The organism is Dietzia sp. CQ4, assembly GCF_014145125.1.
Classification (GTDB): domain Bacteria; phylum Actinomycetota; class Actinomycetes; order Mycobacteriales; family Mycobacteriaceae; genus Dietzia; species Dietzia natronolimnaea.
Window position 1 is genome coordinate 1 of the sequence record NZ_JAALDZ010000026.1, and the last position, 17223, is coordinate 17223.

A 17223-nucleotide genomic window follows, 5' to 3' on the forward strand; every position below is an offset into this window, starting at 1 on the left:
CGGACCGCGCTGCGCCCCGGCTGCACGTGTTGGCCGTGGAGTGCGTGGCCGGGCCCGTCGCACGCCCGCTCGGTGTGGCCCCGGGCCTGCCCGATGACGCCTTCGAGAACGACGGTCAACTCACCCGCCGCGACCTGCGCGCCTCGGCCCTCTCGCGGCTCGCACCGTCGGCCGGCGAACTGTTGTGGGACGTGGGCGCCGGCGCCGGATCGGTGGGAATCGAGTGGATGCGCGCGCACCCGTCCTGCCGCACTGTGTCTGTAGAGGCCGATCCCGAGCGGGCCGCGCGGGTGGAGCGGAACGCCGCGCGGTTGGGGGTTCCGTCTTTGGAGGTCGTCCATGGGCGCGCGCCGCAGGCTCTCGAGGGGCTGCCGCAGCCTGATGCGGTGTTCGTGGGCGGCGGGGGCACCGCGCCCGGGCTGCTGCGGCAGTGCTGGGAGGCGTTGCGTCCCGGCGGCAGGCTGGTCGCCCACGCGGTGACGATCGAGACGGAGCGGGTGCTGATCGATGCCCGCGCGGAGTTCGGCGGTGAGCTCGTACGGTTCCACGTGGAACACGCCGACTCGATCGGCTCGTTCACCGGCTGGGCACCGGCGAGGGCCGTGGTGCAGTGGTGCGCGGTCAAGCCGCTCGTCGCTGCGGTGGCCGATTCCTGGGAGACAGGGGAGACCTCGTGACCGTTCACTTCGTGGGCGCCGGCCCCGGCGCCGCGGACCTGCTCACGCTGCGCGCGGCTGCGGCCCTGGCCGCGGCGGACGTCTGCCTGTACGCGGGCACCTATCTGGACGACGGCGTGCTCGACCACTGCCGATCAGGCGCGCGGCTGGTGGACACCCAGCACCTGGACCTGGACGGGATCATCGCGGAGATCGTCGCCGCCCACGCCGAGGGGCTCGAGGTGGTGCGACTGTGCTCGGGTGACCCGTCGCTGTACTCCGCGCTCGCCGAGCAGACCCGCCGCCTCGATGCAGTGGGCGTGCCCTGGGACGTGGTGCCCGGCGTCCCGGCCTACGCGGCGGCCGCCGCCGAGCTGGGGGTGGAGCTGACCGTGCCCGAGGTGGTGCAGTCCGTCGTGCTGACCCGGGTCCAGGCCCGGTCGACGGCGATGCCGTCCTCTGAATCCCTGGAGAACTTCGCCGCGACCGGGGCGACGCTCGTGCTGCACCTGGCGATCACCCGGATCCGCGAGCTCGCCGAACGGCTGGTGCCCACGCACGGCGCGGAGTGCCCGGTCGCGGTGGTGGCCCACGCGAGCCGCCCGCACCGAGTGGAGTTGCACGGCACTCTCGCCGACATCGCCGACGCCGTCGAGGCCGCGGGCCTGCGGCAGGCGGCCGTGATCCTGGTGGGCAGGGCGTTGGTCAGGCCGGGGGAAGCGGAGTCCTGGTTGTACGCCTCGGACCCGGAGCGGGCGTCGAAGCGGCGGCGGGTGACGGGGTAGGTGCATCGGGCCGACGGTCGAGGGTGTTCCCGGGTAGGAGTGCTACTCCTCGAGTAGTACCGCTTTGCGGGGCAGAAGAGGCACTGCGAGCAGGCACAGCGCGCTGACCGCGAGGATGACGACCAGGGTGGTCGTCATCGCGGTCTCGGTCCCGTCCGCGAGGCCGCCGATGAAGAGGGTGGTCACCAGGGCCGAACCGATTCCGTTCGCGATCTGTTGGATGGCGCTGAGCGACCCGCTGGCGGAGCCGGCCTCGTCGGGCCGGAGGTTGCCGAGGGCGGTGTTGAACACCGAGTTGAAGCAGATTCCGGCGGCTATTCCGATGATGCTGGTCGCCAGGACGTTCTGCCACCAGGTGGCGCCGAGGCCGGAGGTGAGGACGTTCAGCAGCAGGACTCCGGTGCCCAGGATCGTGGCGAGCATCCCGAGCAGGACGAGGCGCCTGCCGAGCGTCAGGATGAGCGCGTTGGCGATGCCTGAGCCGATGATGATGCCGACGGTCAGCGGGATCAGGTGGAGCGAGGTCTGGGTGGGCGTGTACCCGAGGCCGAGCTGGAAGAACAGGCTGAGGACGTACATGAGCCCGCTGAAGCTCGCGAACACGCACAGTCCCACGACGAGCCCCGAGGTGAAGCCGCGGTTGGCGAGCAGGCTGCGGGGGAGGAGTGGTTCCTCCGCGCGGGACTGCCGCCATCCGAACAGTCCCAGAAGGACGACGCCGACGATCGCGCTGCCGACGGTGAGCCCGTTCCATCCGTCGGATGACCCGGTGACAAGCCCGAAGAGCAGGCTGAAGAGCGCGACGGCGAGGAGGGCGCTGCCGATCAGGTCGATGCGGGTCGAGGGCCGAGGGGGGACCGTCGGCAGGTACCGGAGCGCGAGAACGAGTGCGACGCCCCCGAGGACGACGTTGATGAGGAAGATCGGTCGCCATCCGAGGCCGAACAGATTCGCGTCGATGAGAATGCCGCCGAGTACCGGGCCCGCGACCGCGAAGACGCCGAGCATCGGGGCGAACACGGCAAACGCCTTCTGGAGCATCGGTTTGGGGAACGTGGCCGCCATGATGGCCATCCCCTGGGGGATCAACATCGCGCCGAACACGCCCTGGAGCACCCGGGCCGTGATCAGCATGGCGGCCGAGGGCGCGAGGCCCGCGAGCGCGGAGCCGACGGTGAAACCGATGAGCCCGACGAGGAACGTGCGTCGTTGGCCGTACTTGTCGCCGATCCGGCCGCCCACCACGAGCAGCGATCCCAGGGCCAGGGCGTAGGACGCCCCGAGCCACGGGATCACACTCTCGCTCACTCCGAGCTCGTGCACGATCGACGGCGCGGCGACGTTTGCGATCGTCGCGTCCATCAGGTCCATCGCGTCCGCGAGCAGGACGACGATCAGGGTGAGCCACACGGTCCGGGCGGCGAGAGGTGGCGCTGGGCTGGAGGTGGTGGTGGCCATGGCGAACTCCGATCTCAATCTGGAACGAACAGGATCGTAACGAACATGTTCGTGACGATCAAGATCGGTTGGTACGCTGGTGCCCATGACACCTCGTGTTCCGGTCAGTAGGCGGGGGCGTCCCGCGAAGCCTCCGCTGTCCCGCGAGAGCATCGTGGATGCAGCGCTACTCGTACTGGAGCGGGACGGTGCCACCAAGTTGACGATCCGCAGGGTGGCAGCCGAGCTCGACACCGGCCCCGCATCGCTCTACGTTTACGTCAGGAACGTCACCGTTCTGCACGCGCTTCTCGTCGACCGTCTGTTGGCGGATCTGGATCTCGACTGGGACGGCGTCGAACCGTGGCGCGAACGACTCCATCGGGCGATGGGCGACTACGTCGATCTCCTCGCCCGTCAGGGCGAGCTCGCGCGGGCGGTGATGTTCGTGTGGCCTGACGGTCCGAACTACCTCGACCTGATCGAACTACTCCTGAGGCTCTTGCGCGCGGCAGGCGCCGACGACACTGCCACTGCGTGGGGCATCGACCTGCTACTGCAGCATGCGGGATCGACGGCCGCCGAGTGGGCGGCCCGGTCGTCCGGCACCGGCCAGGAGGTCGGTGATCTCGACGCGACACTCGCGGCATCGGACCCGGAACGCCACCCGACGCTCGCCGCCTTTCCGGCCGCGGCCTTCACGCGGGGGACCCACGTTGAGCGGCGCGAATGGGCGCTCGACACAATCATCGACGGCCTCGTGAGCTCCCGGCGGTGAGTGCGTGTCAACGGCCGGTTCTTCCCCGCCGGAGAGCCTGCTCGAGGAGTTGGCGGAGGTCAGTGCGCTGCGCCGAGGGCGGCGGAGATCAGCCGCCCGGTGCGGCGGGGTGCGCGGTTCATCTCGGTGGCCTTTCAGTGCCGGGATGAGGGTGAGCGATCTGGCAGGATCACTTCGGCAGGAGGCCGAGTTGTCCGAGGAAGTCGAACTGGTCGAAGTAGAGGTGCTCGGACATGAGCCGGGTGCCCTCGACGCGGTAGGTGGCGCTCCACCGGAAGGTGACTGGCCTCCCGGTGGCCTCGACGGGGCCGGCGGGGCTCTGGAGGATCCCGTCGTGAGTTCCCTCGAAGCTGCCCTCGACGGAGGCGTCGCCGCCGTCGATGACCGCTGAATGGATGCGCAGGGTGCCGTCGGAGAACGCCTGCTGGAAGACGGCCAGGAATCCCAGGACGCCCTCGCGTCCGGTGAAGGTTCCGCCGGGGGTGACCATCTCGGCGGCGTCGGCCCACGGTTCGGCGTCGGGGGTGCGGTCGTTGAAAGCGGTGATGTGCTGGTCGATCACTGCGCGGGTGTCGCTCATGGCAGGTTCTCCTCGGTGTCTGGTGCGTCGGTGTCTGGTGCGTCGGTGTCCGGGGTGGGTATCGCGTGGGCGGGTGGGTCGGGCGGGTGCTGCTGGATGAGGTGTCGGAGTTCGGTGTCGATCACCGCGAACGGGTCGTAGGTGGCGATCGCATCGCGCATGGCGGACGCGGAGTCGGCGAAGGTGGTGTCGGAGAGGACTGCGTCGACGGCGTCCCGGAGGGCCTGTGGCGAGGGACGGCGGGTTCGTAGGTTGATCCCGACCCGGAAGTGGCCGACTCTCGCAGCCACCTCCGGCTTGTCCTCGCCTCCGGGTGCCACGACCAGCGGCACGCCGTGCCGGAGCGCGGTCATGACGCCGCCGAAACCTCCGTTGGTGACCATGATCGAGGTCCGCGGCAGGAGCTCCTCGTAGTCGAGGTATTCGGCGATCCGGGCGTTCTCGGGCGCGATCCGGACGAGCTCGTCGGCGGGGGCTCCGCCGGTGGTGACGACGATCTGGACCGGCGAATCCGCAAGGGCCTCGAGTGCGGGCTCGACCAGTTGGGTGAGGTCGTGGTTGTCGAGGGTGCCCTGCGTGACGTGGATGACCGGTCGCGGGTCGGCGAGTATCTCGGCCCACCACGTGGGCTGAGGGACGGGCCGGCTCCGCCGGGCGGTGACCGGGCCGGCGAACGCGGTGGTGGGCGCCAGATCGCGGCGCGCGTATTCGAACTCGGCCGGCCCCAACTGGAGGAACCTGTCGCATTGTGCGGAGAAGTCCAGAACGAACCCCTCCAGTCTCCCTCCGGACTCCTCTATGCGGTGGCGCGCGAGTCGCTGGGTGGCACGGAAGAGCACATGGCGGACCATCCGGTGGGCCAGGCGGTTGCGCAGTCTGCCGAGTGGCCCGGCCATATGCGGTAGTCCGCTGTTGGTGGGCGCCACGTCGCAACTGGTCTGTGCGAGCGGCATCACCCCGAGTCCGATGACCGGAGGTCTGGAGCCGGGGTCGCGGGAGATCAGGGGGAGTGTCCCGGCGAAGGTGCCGTCGGTGAGGACAGCAGAGACCTCGTTCTCGGCGAGCACCTGCGCCAGCGTCGCCGCTTGTGCGGTGATGGGCTGGATGAACGTCTGCTCCACCTGGTACCGCGACAGCCTCAGGCCTCGATACCTGTCGAGGTGGGGGGTGAAGGTCGACGGGTCCTTCTCGTCGAAGTCCGCCACCCCGGACAGGGCGACGTGCTCGAGACCGGCGGCGGTGACCTGGTGGGCGAACCGGGACCCGGTGATCATCACCACCCGCCACCCCTGGGAGGCCAGGTGCTCGCCGACGGCCGTGAGGGGCCCGACGTGTCCACCCATGGGGGTCGCGCACACGACGATGAGGCCTCGTGTTGTCACCGTCGCTCCTTCGCATGCCGTCTCCGCCGCGTCGATGCGAGAAGATTTGAGTAGAGTATCGCTACATCCAATTTTTGGGAAGGCCATCGACGAGACTGGGGACATGCAGTTCGGGACAGGGGCCGATCCATGACTTCGCGCAAATACGAGATGAGCCGACGGGCGGAGACCGCCGCACTGACCCGCGGGCGAATCCTGGACGCCGCCGAGTCGCTGTTCGTGCGACACGGCTACTCGAGGACCACTCTCCGGGAGGTCGCCCGTCGCGCCGGTGTCTCGGTGCAGTCGGTGTACCAGGCCGGGTCCAAGGCGTCGTTGATGATGGCGATTCTCGAGCGGGGGTTCTCCGGGGAGGAGGGAGCCGTCTCGATACTCGCCCGACCGGAGTTCCAGGCGATCATGGCCGACCCCGACACCGAGCGCGCGTTGGGTCGCTACGTGGACTTCATCGTCGCCGCCAACGGTCGGATCTTCGACTTGTGGCATGCGGCCGTCCTGGCCAGCGACTCCGATCCCGAGATCGCCGAGGCGGTCCGTCAGAGTGAGTCACGGCGGATGGAGGACCTCCACCTGGGCTGTGGGTGGTTCGTCGGGCGCGGGCTACTTCCCCAGGACCGGGTGTCTGAGTTCGCCGACGTGCTCGGCCACCTGACCGGGCCCGACACGCACAGGTATTTCGTCCGGGAGAGGGGATGGACCGACGAGCGTTTCGCGCAGTGGCTCCGCGCGACCATCGGCGGCCAGCTCGGCCAGTATCAGACGGGTCGCCGGATGCCGTAGGGAGAGTGAGCGCTCTGCGGCCGCCCGCTAGATTCCCTGCGCCCGGTCTGTCCGGGCCGGTGCGGGCGGGGCGCGCACCGGGGTCAGACGTGCTCGATCGGGAACCAGAGTTCGCAGGTCGCCGAACTGAAGTCCGGAGCGCGGTCGAGTATCGACACGATCGACGGACCGGGGCGCAATCTCCACGGATTGGAGGGGAACCACTCCGTTGCGGACGCTGCGTACGCCTCCTGCAGCGCCGCCGGATGCGGCCCGGAGGTGCGGAAGACCACCCACGCCCCCGTGGCCACGTCGATCACGTCGAGGTCGTCGGGAACGTCGGCGTCGACGTCGACCGCCACGCCGTGTAGATAGGTCAGTTCGCTGCCCTCTGCGTAGTCCGGGTCGACGTCGGCGCTGACCTGCAGCAGCCCCGAGGGCTCGGTACCGCTGAGGAGCTTCAGGCGGTCGTGCTCGGAAGCGGGGAGAGAAGCGATATGACGCTCGATGTGCGCGTTGACGCCTTCATGGTTCAACGGCACCCGGGCGGCGTGGCCGATCAGGCGGAACGCATGGTGAGTGAGGATTCGGGCATCCATAGGACGACTCCCTTCGACGGTCAGGCGGAACCTGAGTTGCGGTTGGCTGCGAAGGGGGCCGCCATCACGTCGGACGTCTCCATGGCTCACGCCGTGGACGGCACGGAATGCTCGACCAAAGGCCTCGGTGGAGCCATACCCGTACCGCACGGCGATCGTCAACAGGTCCTCGTCGCCGATCACGTCGGACGCGGCCACGGTCATGCGTCGACGACGGACGTACTCGGACACCGGCATCCCCGCGAGGGACGAGAACATCCGACGGGCGTGATAGCCGGTCGTCCCCATCTCGCCGGCGATCGCGTCGACGTCGAACTCATCTCCGAGGCGTCCTTCGATCTCGTCGACGAGGCGGTTGAGAATCTCGATCATGGCCGCTCCCTTCACGGTCGACTCTCGTCGGTCGGCGGCCTGCGCGCCCGACTACTCCGGTCCGATTCAATCGGATCGGCGATCTCCAGAGAGTCGCTCACGCGACGAGCTGCCATGCAGCCGTTGACCAGATTTGCCGAGGTGCCCTGTGCGCCCCGGTCTCAGGACACGGGGTGGCCGGCGGCGAGGACGATCCGAACCGGAACTCCGCCGCTACCGAGCCGGTCCAGTGCGGTATCGATCTCGGTGGCGTTGAGCTGGCACTCAATGATCGGGATCCGCGGAAGTGCTCCGGCTTTCGCGAGCGAGACGAGTTGGTTGAGCTCGTCCAGAGTGCCGATAAAGCTCCCCTGAACGGTGATGGACGTGATAGTCAGCAGCACGGTGGGCACCGTCTCTCGATCCCCGTGGACCAGGCGCAAGAGTTGCTTGGAAGAGGAATAAGTGAGTACACGGCTCGCAAACCGGGTCGACGGTGATCGCCGGCACCGCGAGGTGCGCCCTCAGCCCAGTGTTCCGTGTGCAGGACCGCCGGATGCGACCGGAGGCGCAGGTCGGCTGCCCTGCGAGATGCCCGGCGATCCTCAGGTGTGGTGCGTGGCCCGATGTTCGTGCTGCCACTCGGGCGTCGCGACACCATTCAGGACGCTCATCACCGTTCGCCTCGCCAGATCGGCGTCAATCGGCTGATGGCCGAAGAAGGCGCGATAGTAGAGCGGAGCGGCGAGCAGGTCGAGGGTGAGCTCCGTGTCGAGCCCGGCCTGAGTTTCGCGCCGTCCGATCGCATGCTCGAGGACGGTGCGGCCGCGGCGATGAGCTCCATCGTCAATGCGCTGTACGGCGCGGTCCCAAGGAGGTCGACGACGGCCTCGGTCACTCTCGCGTCGATCGCCGCGTCCCGGGGGCGACCCTGCGATGACGGGCGCGTCTGATGCGTCCCCGAGCAGTCCGTCACAGCCGAGGATCGACGGGTTCGGACTCCATGGCCAGCACACCGAAGACGCACTGATGGATCCGCCAGATCGGATCACCCGCTGCGGCTCGGCGCGCGCCCTCGAGGCCGAGCGCGTACTCCCGTAGTGCCATGGAGCGCTTCTGTCCGAGCGAGCGATTCTTCAGGCCGGCCAGTGTCGCCGGGGTGGTGTAGTCGGCGCCGTAGATGATGCGCAGATATTCGCGTCCGCGAACCTTGAGGCCGGGCTGGACCAGTCCCTTCTTCCCTCGGGTCAGGTTGGCACGAGGTTTGACGACCATGCCCTCACCGCCGGCTGAGGTGAGATCGTCCCACCACGCCGACCCTGCAGCGCGCGAACCGTCGTCGGCGACGTCGACGTCGAGGCGGCGGGTGGGGCGGAACAGCTCCGGGTCGGCGACGACGAGTCGGTCCGCCAGGTCCAGGTGCCAGTGATGGTCCCGGTTCTCGTAGGTGCCGGCGTCACTGGCCACGACCTGGAATGGAGCGATCTGCAGGCCGAGGTTGCCCTCGACCGGCTGGATGTAGCGTCGGTAGGCCTCGACGAACCTTGCGGCGTTGCCCGTCCGGGAGCGTGTCCGGTCCAGCAGGGCCCCCACATCGATGCCGCGGTGGGCGGCGGCGTCGAGCACGTGGACAGCGGCGGGGAGTGCGGTGGTAGCGGCGGCGCCCACTGCGGCGTACTGGTCCCTGATCATCGGTTCGGCCTTGAGCGTCCACGGCAGGATCTCGGCATCGAGAAGCAGCCAGGTGGCGCCCAGGTCCTCCCACACCCCGGCGGCCGTGGCCGCGCGAGCGATCCGCTGCAGGACCACCGACTGCTGGTCTTCGGGCAGGAACGCGCGACCGGTGCGGGAGTGGATCACCCCGTCGCCCTGGCGGGTCACGCGCGCGACTGCGCGGGAACCCATGTGCTTCTCCTGGCAGATCACCCGATCGACTCCGTGCGCGGCGAAGTAGTCGAACGCCTGATCAGGGTGTTCGAGGAAGCCCTCACGCGGGGAGCTGTCGACTGGCGACATGGTCGGCGGGAGGTAGAAGAGCTGCTCCGGGTCGACGGCGAAGCGGCTCATCACCTCCAGCGCTCCTGCCGCATTGTCGTCGCGCATCGACACCCGTCCCATGTACTGGGTCTCGATCACGCGGGGCCCGAGTACGTCGGTCAGCTTCAACGTCGCGGGATCCCGCTCGGGCGGCGCCGGGGGCCGGATCGGCTCGTAGTAGGTGTCCTGGGCGGGCACCGAGACGATCTCGCGTTCCGGGTAGCGAAGCCCGGTCAGGGACCCGCCGAACACGCACCCGGTGTCCAGGCACAGCGTGTTGTTGACCCACTCGGTCTCGGTGACCGGGGTGTGCCCGTACAGCACCGACGCTGATCCGCGGTAGTCCTCGGCCCACGGATACCGGACTGGTAGGCCGAATTCATCGGTCTCACCGCTGGTGTCTCCATACAGGGCAAACGCTCGTACCCGCCCGGATGCGCGACCGTGGTACTTCTCCTTCAGACCGGCGTGTGCCACGACCAGGTTGCCGTCGTCCAGAACGTAGTGCGCCACCAGACCGTCACAGAACGCACGCGTCCTGGCGACGAACGAGCCGTCCTCGGTCGCCAGCTGGTCGAGGGTCTGCTGCAGACCGTGGGTGGCCTTGACCGTCCCTCGCCCCAGCGCCTTGGCGAGCTTTGCCTCATGATTTCCCGACACGCACAGGGCGCTACCGGACTCGACCATGCCCATCGCCAACCTCAGTACTCCCGGAGAGTCGGGGCCGCGATCGACCAGGTCGCCCACGAACACCACGCGCCGCGACTCAGGGTGGCGGGCGTCGACCGCGCGTCCTGCCTGGTCTCTCTCCAGGTCGTAGCCCAGCGTCCCGAGCAGCTCCTCCAGCTCGGCACGGCACCCGTGGACATCGCCGATCACGTCGAACGGCCCGTGATCGTCGCGGCGGTCGTTGAACAACCGGGTCCGGACGATCGAGGCCTCGGCCACCGCCTGCTCCGAATCGAGCACGTGGATGGAGTGAAACCCCTCCTTCCTGAGCCCGCGCAGCGAGCGGCGCAGCTGGTCCTGCTGGCGCTTGATCACCCGGGCGCCGAAATCACGATCCGCGCGGGCCTCGTTGCGCTCCACGGCCAGCGCGGTGGGCAGGTCGAGCACGATGGCGGCGGCCAACACGTCGTGCTCCTTGGCCAGGGCCAGCAGGGACTTGCGGGCCGCCGGCTGCACATTGGTCGCGTCGATCACGGTCAGCCGTCCGCGTGCCAGGCGCTTGCCGGCGATGAACTCCAGCACCGCGAACGCGTCTGCGGTGGCGTCCTGGGCATTGGGGTCGTCGCAGACCATCGCCCGGCAGTCGTCGCTGGAGATCACCTCCGTCGGGGCGAAGTGTGTCGCCGCGAAGGTCGATTTGCCGGAACCGCTGGCACCGATGAGCAGGACCAGGGACAGCTCCGGGATGGTCAGTTCACTCATGCGGACACCTCCACTGGGGCGGACTGACTGAACACGGCCATCTGCGTCGGCGGCCCGACCTGCGGGTCGGCCTCGCCCACGGGACGGAATGTCACTTGATAGCCGTGGGTGCCGGCTACGGAGTGGGCCCAGGACTGGAACTGTTCACGAGTCCACTCGAACCGATGGTCAGGGTGCCGGAAGGCTCCTGCGGCCAGCGCCGGGTAGTGAACGTTGTACTCGACGTTGGGCGTGGTGATCACCACGTGCCGGGGATGCATCGCGCCGAACACGTTGCGCACCACAGCCGGCAGACGGTCGGGATCGACGTGCTCGATCACCTCCATCAGGATCGCCATGTCGAGATCGGCCAGTCGCTCGTCCTCGTACATCAGTGAGGAGCGTAGGAGGGATAGGCGGTCAGCCTGGCGTTCGGTCATCGAGTCCACGTGCAACCGCGTGGCGGCCTTGGACAAGGCGAAGTCCGAGACCTCCGTCCCGATCACACGTGTCACACCCTGGACCTTGAGCAGGCCGCCCAGTAGGGCGCCCGAACCGCAGCCCACATCGGCGATCGATACCGGCGCCAGGTCGCGGACCACCTCCAGCACCGCGTCGTGACGCAGCCTGACCAGGGGGCGAGGGGCGACGGCAGCATCCGAGGCAGCGGCGTCCGGGGTGCTCTCTGCGGCGCGGTCGTCCAGTTCGGCGAGACGGGCCAGGGCGCTCTCGCGAAGATCTCGCTGGCCGGCCAGGTAGCGGTGCGCCACCAGATCCCGCTCCGGGTGCCCGGGCAACCACCGGTCACCCGCACGCAACAGCTTGTCGACCTCGTCCTGGCCCACCCAGTAGTGCTTGGCCGCATCGAGGACGGGGAGCAGGACGTACAGGTGACTGAGGGCGTCCGTCAGGCGCACGGACCCGGTCAGCGTCAGACCCACCAGCGGCGCCGCGCCCCACTCGGGTCGGGTGGCGTCGAACGCGATCGACTCGGCCTGGGTGTCCCATCCCAGTGGCGCGAACAACCGGTGCACCAGGTCGGGTTCACCGGGCACCGTCGGCAGAGAGATCGTCAGATCTAGGGGAGACTCGACCAGGTCCTCGTAGCCGACACACTGACCGTTGAGCGCTGACCGGAACACTTTTCCCATCGCCACCGCCAGCAGCGAGGACGCCACATACGGGCGGTCGTTGACGTAGTGCCCCAGTGCAAAGGCGTCACTGCGCCCGGATCGTCCCCGGACCAGAGCGACCGGATCCACTTCCAGAAGCACCGCGGCAGTGCATGACTCCGTGCTGACCTCGGGGTAGAACACGTGCGCCGTGCCCGCGTACACGCCGAAGGATTGCACCTTGTCGGGATGCTTGTGCAGGAGGAATCCCAGATCACCTGGCGTGCTGAGCGCCTCCGAACGGCGGGCAGTGATCGTCAACAACATGCGGGCCAGTGTGCCCCAGCCAGGTGGCCGGGGCGCGACAGCGCTCAACACGCAGGGGACTCGCCCATGACCGGTCGGCGCGGCAGGTGTGTCACCGGCCGCCTCACGCCACGAGCGCTCCCGACGATCGGGCGCGCCGAAGGGTTGAAAGTGCAGCGACTGCACGTTATTGTGCAGTGACTGCAACTTAGAGAAGGAAGCTCGTGCCAGAATCAGTAGAGGCGTCCGCGCCGACGGTGCTGCGATCGGTGGGGGTGACGCGGACCTTCGGCAGAGGAGACGCGGCGTTCACCGCCCTTGACGGCGTGGATGTGGAGGTCCGCCAGGGTTGCTCCCTCGCGATCATCGGTAAGTCCGGATCCGGAAAGTCCACCCTGATGCACCTGCTCGCCCTTCTCGACGAGCCGACAGAAGGCGTGATCGAGATCTCGGGGCGCGCGGCGTCGGACCTGCGGCCGGCTGAGCTCAACCAGATCCGCAACAACATGTTCGGCTTCGTCTTCCAGCAGTTCTTTCTCACCGGGGGACAGACCGTCTTCGAGAACGTCAGCCTCCCGCTCGTCATCGCCGGCCTCCCCGCCGCGCGACGTCGGGAGAAGGTGATGGACGCCCTGGACGCCCTGGGTCTGGCCGACAAGTCCGCGAACCGGGCGACCGATCTCTCCGGCGGTCAGAAGCAGCGCGTGGCGATCGCGCGGGCTCTCGTGAACGAACCGTCGGTGATCTTCGCCGACGAGCCCACCGGGAACCTGGATTCCGCCACGGGCGAGCAGGTCGAGCAGATCCTCTTCGGGCTCCATCGCGACCGGGGCATCACGCTCGTCGTGGTCACGCACGACCCCGACCTCGCGGCCCGCTGCGAGAGTGCGGTCACCATCGCGGACGGCCGCGTGGTCGAGCGGACGCAGGTCGCGGCATGAGGGCGTCCGATGTGGTGCGAGAGGCGACGAAGAACGCCTTCAGGAGCAGGCTTCGCACGACCCTGACCGTTCTGAGCCTGTTCGTGGGCGCGTTCACGCTCACCCTCACCACGGCTCTGGGGGCCGGCGTGAACGACTACGTGGAGCGTCAGGTCGCGACGCTGAGTACCGGTGACATCCTCCTGGTGAGTCCCGCATCCTCCGTCGGTCCCGACGACGGTCCGGCGGAATGGGACCCGAGCGGACGGCAGCAGTCGGGCGTCGCGTCACCCCTCACCGGTGGGACTCTCCTGAACAGAGGAGATATCGACGCCATGAGGGGCATCGACGGGGTGCGGAAGGTGGAGGCGATCACCCAGGTCACTGTCGACTGGGTCGCCCCGGGCTCGGCCGACGTCGCCCGATATGAACTGGACATCAACCCGACGTCGTCGATCGGGCAGAGCGACCTCGCCTCGGGCCGGCAACTCGATCAGGACTCCGTCGAGAACGAACTCGTGCTCCCCGAGGAGTACGTCGGTGCCCTGGGATTCGCGGACGCGGAAGCCGCCCTCGGGCAGACGGTGACGGTGGGATACACCGATTCGGGGCAGGAGCCACGAACCCTGGACGCGGTCGTCGTCGGTGTCGCCCGGGAGAGTCTGTTCGCAGCAGGGGCCGGGGCCAACTCCGCTCTGACCGAGGAGATCGCGAACTCCCAGGCGGTGAGGGGGCAGCCGGAGGCCTGGCCCGTCGCGGTGCTGACGATGTCGACCGACGGCGGCGAGGCGGTGAGTGACGACGCCGCCCAACGGGTGAAGGACGATCTGGCAGAGGCCGGGCTCACGGGGCAGACCATCGAGGATCAGCTCGGCGTGGTCCAGACGGTGATCAACGGGATCATCGGGGTTCTGAGCGCCTTCGCGGTGGTCGCGTTGATCGCCGCATCGTTCGGGATCGTCAACACCCTCCTGATGAGCGTGCAGGAACGCACCCGGGAGATCGGGTTGATGAAGGCCATGGGGATGTCAGGCGGCCGGGTGTTCGCGCTGTTCAGCATCGAAGCCGTCGTCATCGGTCTGTTGGGTTCCGTTCTCGGTGCGCTGGCGGCCATCGGCGTGGGGTCCGCGATCGCCGCGGCCGCCGGCGAGACCGTCCTCTCCGCCCTCCCCGGCCTCCACGTCCTGCTCTTCGAACCGACTAACGTGATCGCGGTGATCCTCGTGATCATGGTCATCGCGTTCGTCTCGGGTGCGCTCCCCGCGCGTCGCGCAGCCCGCCAGGACCCGATCGAATCACTACGGTACGAGTGATCAAGGAGGCGCAGATCGTGTCGACCCCGCCACCCCGACGCCGCAGGGACGCCAGAGAGAAAGCCGCGGCGATCGAACGCGCGGCGACCGACCTGGTCCTCCACCACGGGTACGACGACGTGACCGTCGACATGATCTGCGACCGCGCCGGGGTGAGTCAGCGGACCTTCTTCAATCACTTCGGTACCAAGGACGCCGCGCTGCTGGGCGTAGACCATCCGACCATCGACGAGAAGGCCGCGCGTGAGTTCGTCGAATCGGATGGTCCACTCCTGGTGGGTGCTGCACAACTGATCCGTGTCGACCCCGGCGGCCTCGGCGCGGACCCCACTCTCCTCGCGCGGCGTATCCACGCCATAGGTTCCAGTCCCACGTTGATGGCCAGCCAGATGGACAGGATCGCGGCCCTGGACCCGGAACTCCGACGCGTCATCTCCCTGCGCCTACAGACGCAGTACCCCGAGGAGGACGGGTCTGATCTCGACGACCAGGCCGGGCTCATCACCCAACTCGTCGCCGGTCTGATGCGCTACATCGGCCACGCCTGGGCCGAACAGGCCGCCGCGGGAACCATGCCGGACATCGACCCCGAGTCCATCGCCGGGCTGCTCTCCCGCACTCTCCGCAAGCTCGAGTGACGACCCGCCGTCACCCGCTCTGATCGCGGGCGCCCTTCTGCGGGGCCCCCAGCACGCTGAGGATCTCGCCGACCATGTGGTCCCGTTCGAGTGGGTGGCGCAGCGGCAGGTCCCGGTTCAGGCTGTAGCGGTTACGGCGCCCGTCCCGGATGCGCTGGAGGTACCCGGCCTCCTCCAGCTCGGCCACGATCCGCTGGGTGGCCCGCTCGGTGATCCCGACCGCGTCGGCGATGTCGCGCAGTCGCGTCTCGGAATCCTGCGCGATGCACAGCAGGACGTGCGCGTGATTGGTGAGAAACGTCCACTCCGCCACCACACCACCCCATCACCGACGACTTCCGAGTGCCATTTTGCCTGACGCGAATCACGGTACGCATGTGGGCGTCGACGGTGCCCGATCTCCCGCGGTGCAGGCCCTTGCGCCGCGCCACAACACACGACATAGATTTAGGCTGTTGCAAAACAGGTCTTTCAAGTCGTGTATTGTCGTTCCCGTTACTCGCTCGGAACAGTCGGCCCGCGCGCCACCACGGAGATCCGCTCGCCCCGCTCGGCGGCGTACGGACTCCGGTCAGATCAGGGGAGACTCGATGGACCTCAGCATTCTCGGCAGCCTCACGGACCCGCCGATCCTGTTCTTCTTCCTGGGGCTGTTCGTCGCCGCGGTGCGCTCCAACCTGGAGATCCCGGCCCCCGTCACCAAGTTCCTGTCGCTCTACCTGCTCATGGCGATCGGGTTCAAGGGTGGACAGGCTCTCCGCGAGACCGGTCTGACCGGCCGCGCCGCGGCGGTGATCGGCATCGCTCTGCTCCTGGCCCTGGTGATCCCTGCGCTGGGCTTCCTGGTCCTGCGGCGCAGGGTGAACGAGTTCGATGCGGCCGCCATCGCCGCCACCTACGGGTCGGTCAGCGCGGTGACGTTCATCGCCGCGACGCAGTTCGTGACCGCACGTGGGGAGGAACCCGGCGGGTACATGACGGTCGCCCTGGTGCTGATGGAATCGCCCGCGATCATCATGGCGGTGCTTCTCGCCACCTGGGCACGGTCACGTCAACGCTCAGCCCAGATGGCGGGCGACGTCGCGGGGGCCGGAGCCTCCGGTCCCGCGTCGGGCGCACCCCTGTCGATGCGGGCGATCCTGCACGAGGCGTTCACCGACGGCGCGCACCTGCTGCTGATCGGGTCGCTCGTGATCGGCACCATGGTGGGGGCCGACGCCGGCGAGGCCATGTCCCCGTTCGTCAACGACATGTTCAAGGGCCTACTGGCCTTCTTCCTGCTCGAGATGGGCCTGCTCGTCGCCCGTCAACTCCGCGAGGTCCGCGACGTGGGTCCGTTCCTGATCGGGTTCGGCATCGTGATGCCCCTGATCGGAGCATCGATGGCGCTGGCCCTGGGTGCACTGGCCGGGCTACCGGTCGGCGACCTGACCATGCTCGCCGTGCTCGCGGCGAGCGGGTCCTACATCGTCGTCCCGGCCGTGGTGCGCTACGCGATCCCCGAAGCGCGACCGTCCCGGTACTTCACAATGGCTCTTGCCGTGACGTTCCCGTTCAACATCGTCCTCGGCATTCCGCTCTACTACACCGTCGCCCAGCACCTGGGCGCCTGAGGCGAGGAGATCCCATGAGAGACGTCAAACGGATCGAACTGGTGGTGGAATCCGGGGTCGCCGGGAGGTTCCTCGGCGCGTTGGATTCGCTGGGCCTGACCCATCGCACCGTGATCCCGGGAATCTACGGGCGGGGACAGCACGGTGAGCGGGGCGGGGACCCTTTCTCCACCTTCGACAACACCTTCGTGCTCGTGGCGGTCGACCCCGACCGGATCGACGAGGTCCTCCTGGCGCTGCGCCCCCTTCTGAAGTCCGTCGGTGGCATGTGTCTGGTCTCGGACGCCCAGTCGGTGCGGTACTGAGCCGGCACCCGGGAGGGGGCTAGGATCTGCTCAGCTGCGGTGCTCGGGAACCCGGTGTGAGACCGGGGCGGCCCTCGCCACTGTGAACGGATGATGTCGCAGGTCCTCTGTGCCACTGCTCGCACGCGTTGTGTGGGTGGGAAGGCGGACCCGCGGCGATCCGGTCCATCCCTACTGGGGTGGGCCGGGGGAACCCGTGAGCCAGGAGACCGGCCGTGGCTGCCACCACGAGTGCCCGCGAG

At 68.4% G+C, this 17223-nt stretch carries 18 protein-coding genes and 1 riboswitch; of the genes, 10 read left to right on the forward strand and 8 right to left on the reverse strand.

Annotated features, from left to right (window positions below; genetic code table 11):
- A partial coding sequence (cbiT, locus tag G6031_RS01685) for a precorrin-6Y C5,15-methyltransferase (decarboxylating) subunit CbiT (RefSeq protein WP_182652217.1) occupies positions 1-677 on the forward strand: 677 nt, incomplete at its 5' end.
- Positions 674-1441, forward strand: a complete 768-nt coding sequence (locus tag G6031_RS01690) for an SAM-dependent methyltransferase (protein WP_182652218.1) — start codon at positions 674-676, stop codon at positions 1439-1441. The genes cbiT and G6031_RS01690, both read left to right, overlap by 4 nt.
- Positions 1442-1483: 42 nt before the next feature.
- Here the strand turns inward: G6031_RS01690 and G6031_RS01695 are convergent, their stop codons facing one another.
- Positions 1484-2899, reverse strand: coding sequence for a DHA2 family efflux MFS transporter permease subunit (locus G6031_RS01695; RefSeq protein ID WP_182652219.1), 1416 nt, complete (start codon positions 2897-2899; stop codon positions 1484-1486).
- Positions 2900-3113: 214 nt separating this feature from the next.
- On the opposite strand from G6031_RS01695, the gene G6031_RS19040 reads away from it, so the two are divergent.
- Positions 3114-3656 (forward strand): TetR/AcrR family transcriptional regulator C-terminal domain-containing protein, encoded by a 543-nt coding sequence (locus G6031_RS19040; protein WP_182652220.1) that lies wholly within the window; start codon positions 3114-3116, stop codon positions 3654-3656.
- Between the two features lie 169 nt (positions 3657-3825).
- On the opposite strand, the gene G6031_RS01705 is transcribed toward G6031_RS19040, so the two are convergent.
- Together G6031_RS01705 and G6031_RS01710 are read right to left on the reverse strand one after the other, a co-directional pair.
- Positions 3826-4236 carry a nuclear transport factor 2 family protein gene (locus tag G6031_RS01705; RefSeq protein WP_182652221.1) on the reverse strand — a complete coding sequence of 137 codons (411 nt, stop codon included), beginning with the start codon at positions 4234-4236 and terminating at the stop codon, positions 3826-3828.
- Positions 4233-5618, reverse strand: coding sequence for a nucleotide disphospho-sugar-binding domain-containing protein (locus G6031_RS01710; protein ID WP_347238420.1), 1386 nt, complete (start codon positions 5616-5618; stop codon positions 4233-4235). Before G6031_RS01710 ends, G6031_RS01705 begins: the two co-directional genes overlap by 4 nt.
- Before the next feature lie 129 nt (positions 5619-5747).
- Here G6031_RS01710 and G6031_RS01715 point away from each other — a divergent pair, with 129 nt between their 5' ends.
- Entirely contained in the window at positions 5748-6398 is a 651-nt protein-coding gene (locus tag G6031_RS01715) for a TetR/AcrR family transcriptional regulator (RefSeq protein WP_182652222.1), read from the forward strand.
- A gap of 83 nt (positions 6399-6481) precedes the next feature.
- Here the strand turns inward: G6031_RS01715 and G6031_RS01720 are convergent, their stop codons facing one another.
- Together G6031_RS01720 and G6031_RS01725 are read right to left on the reverse strand one after the other, a co-directional pair.
- Positions 6482-7348 (reverse strand): AraC family transcriptional regulator, encoded by an 867-nt coding sequence (locus tag G6031_RS01720; protein ID WP_182652223.1) that lies wholly within the window; start codon positions 7346-7348, stop codon positions 6482-6484.
- A gap of 161 nt (positions 7349-7509) precedes the next feature.
- Positions 7510-7740, reverse strand: a complete 231-nt coding sequence (locus G6031_RS01725) for a hypothetical protein (protein WP_182652224.1) — start codon at positions 7738-7740, stop codon at positions 7510-7512.
- Positions 7741-8037: 297 nt separating this feature from the next.
- Here G6031_RS01725 and G6031_RS18735 point away from each other — a divergent pair, with 297 nt between their 5' ends.
- The gene (locus G6031_RS18735; RefSeq protein ID WP_241737130.1) at positions 8038-8280 is read left to right on the forward strand and encodes a hypothetical protein; all 243 of its coding nucleotides are present in this window, start codon (positions 8038-8040) and stop codon (positions 8278-8280) included.
- 19 nt (positions 8281-8299) lie between these two features.
- Here G6031_RS18735 and G6031_RS01735 read toward each other — a convergent pair whose 3' ends face one another.
- Positions 8300-10795, reverse strand: coding sequence for a polynucleotide kinase-phosphatase (locus tag G6031_RS01735; RefSeq protein ID WP_182652226.1), 2496 nt, complete (start codon positions 10793-10795; stop codon positions 8300-8302).
- On the reverse strand, positions 10792-12213 hold the full coding sequence (locus G6031_RS01740) for a 3' terminal RNA ribose 2'-O-methyltransferase Hen1 (RefSeq protein ID WP_182652227.1): 1422 nt from the start codon (positions 12211-12213) through the stop codon (positions 10792-10794). The genes G6031_RS01735 and G6031_RS01740 overlap by 4 nt, the downstream gene beginning before the upstream one ends.
- Positions 12214-12416: 203 nt before the next feature.
- On the opposite strand from G6031_RS01740, the gene G6031_RS01745 reads away from it, so the two are divergent.
- From G6031_RS01745 to G6031_RS01755, 3 genes are read left to right on the forward strand one after another with little or no spacing between them, the layout of a single operon-like run.
- Positions 12417-13133, forward strand: a complete 717-nt coding sequence (locus tag G6031_RS01745; protein WP_347238421.1) for an ABC transporter ATP-binding protein — start codon at positions 12417-12419, stop codon at positions 13131-13133.
- Entirely contained in the window at positions 13130-14425 is a 1296-nt protein-coding gene (locus G6031_RS01750; RefSeq protein ID WP_182652228.1) for an ABC transporter permease, read from the forward strand. The genes G6031_RS01745 and G6031_RS01750 overlap by 4 nt, the downstream gene beginning before the upstream one ends.
- A gap of 17 nt (positions 14426-14442) precedes the next feature.
- On the forward strand, positions 14443-15063 hold the full coding sequence (locus tag G6031_RS01755; protein WP_206682123.1) for a TetR/AcrR family transcriptional regulator: 621 nt from the start codon (positions 14443-14445) through the stop codon (positions 15061-15063).
- A 10-nt stretch (positions 15064-15073) separates the two neighbouring features.
- Here the strand turns inward: G6031_RS01755 and G6031_RS01760 are convergent, their stop codons facing one another.
- Positions 15074-15376, reverse strand: coding sequence for a winged helix-turn-helix domain-containing protein (locus G6031_RS01760; RefSeq protein WP_347238422.1), 303 nt, complete (start codon positions 15374-15376; stop codon positions 15074-15076).
- 277 nt (positions 15377-15653) lie between these two features.
- Here G6031_RS01760 and G6031_RS01765 point away from each other — a divergent pair, with 277 nt between their 5' ends.
- Entirely contained in the window at positions 15654-16676 is a 1023-nt protein-coding gene (locus G6031_RS01765; RefSeq protein ID WP_017837595.1) for a sodium-dependent bicarbonate transport family permease, read from the forward strand.
- Positions 16677-16690: 14 nt separating this feature from the next.
- Entirely contained in the window at positions 16691-16981 is a 291-nt protein-coding gene (locus G6031_RS01770; protein ID WP_182610825.1) for a transcriptional regulator, read from the forward strand.
- Between the two features lie 20 nt (positions 16982-17001).
- Positions 17002-17214, forward strand: a riboswitch (cobalamin riboswitch).
- Positions 17215-17223 lie beyond the last annotated feature (9 nt).